This window comes from Gordonibacter pamelaeae 7-10-1-b, from assembly GCF_000210055.1.
GTDB lineage: Bacteria > Actinomycetota > Coriobacteriia > Coriobacteriales > Eggerthellaceae > Gordonibacter > Gordonibacter pamelaeae.
The window spans coordinates 2,244,622-2,245,974 of the sequence record NC_021021.1; the positions used below are offsets into that span (position 1 = coordinate 2,244,622).

Annotated in this window: 2 protein-coding genes; both read right to left on the reverse strand. The window is 71.5% G+C overall.

The genetic code is table 11. The features are described 5' to 3' along the window. Positions 1-305 (reverse strand): (d)CMP kinase (locus GPA_RS10420; protein ID WP_041240392.1); only part of this gene is annotated, 305 nt, incomplete at its 3' end. Continuing rightward, positions 302-1,353, reverse strand: a 1,052-nt coding sequence (locus GPA_RS10425; protein ID WP_083809072.1) for a 3-phosphoshikimate 1-carboxyvinyltransferase, incomplete at its 5' end; no start/stop codon positions are given. The genes GPA_RS10425 and GPA_RS10420, both read right to left, overlap by 4 nt.

The following is a 1,353-nucleotide window of genomic DNA, read 5'->3' on the forward strand; positions in this document are numbered from 1 at the left end:
GACACGGGGCTCACGGCGCGGTCGATCTCGGCCGTGCGGATGGCGCGCGTGACGTCCTCGCCGCCGATGGACACGCTTTTGGGGGCCGGGTCGCCCGGCTCGTGCCCGAACGCGATGTCGTGCATACGGGCCAGCTGCCCGAGCGCCGCGTCGTCGTCGAACGGCACGCCGTCCTGCAGGGCGCGCCACGCCACGGCACGGTACATGGCGCCCGTGTCGAGGCAGGAGAAGCCGAGCTTCTTCGCCACGGCCTTCGCGACCGTGGACTTTCCGGCCCCGCTGGGGCCGTCAATGGCGATGATCATCGAGCCAACCTTTCGATATCGTCCAGGAACCGGGGATAGCTGATCTTGACGGAGTCGAAGTTCTTCACTTCTACGGGAACCCCGCCCGTGAGGCCCACGAGCGCCCACGTCATGGCAAGGCGGTGGTCGCCGTGGGAGTCGAACACGAGGCCCGCAGGGGCGCGCAGGCCGGGCTGGCCCTCCACGTAGAGGTCGTTGCCGTCGATGTAGGCCTCCACGCCCAGCTGGCCGAGGCCCTCCACGACGGCCGCCAGGCGGTCCGTCTCCTTCACGCGCAGCTCGCCCACCTCGCGGAACACCGTCACGCCGCGGGCGTGCGCCGCCACGAGCGCGAGCACCGGAACCTCGTCGACGATGCCCGCGATCTTCTCGGCCGGCACCTCGCAGCCATGGAGGCTCGGGGTGTGGCACGCCGCTATCATCCCGTAGGGCTCCTTGCCCGCCGCGCCCGCATGGCGCACCGACACGTCGGCGCCCATGCGCTCGAGCGTGCGGGTGAAGCCGATGCGCGCCGTGTTCAGGCTCACGTTCTCCACCTGGAGAGAGCTGCCGGGCTTGAGCACCGCGGCGCACACGAGGAACGCGGCCGAGGACGGGTCGCCCGGAACGCGCACCTCGGCGGCCTGGAGCACGCGGGGGCCGGTCACGCTGGCCGTGCGGTCGGCTGCTGTGGTGGGCACGCCGAACTCGGGCAGCATGAGCTCGGTGTGGTTGCGCGACGGGGCGGGCTCGTTCAAGGTGGTCGTGCCGCGCGCGTAGACGCCCGCCAGCAGCACGGCTGTTTTGAGCTGGGCCGACGCCATGGGAGCATCATAGGTGATAGCGCGCAGGTCGCGCGTGCCCACCTCGGTTATGGGCAGCGTCTCGCGGCCGCCGGGCTCGAAGCGCGCGCCCATCTTCATGAGCGGCGCGGTGATGCGGCGCATGGGGCGGCGCTGGAGCGACTCGTCGCCCGTGATCTCCACGGGTACGTCCCACGGCGCGAGCACGCCCATGAGCAGGCGCGCCGTGGTTCCCGGGTTGCCGCAGTCGATGGGGGCTCGGGCTT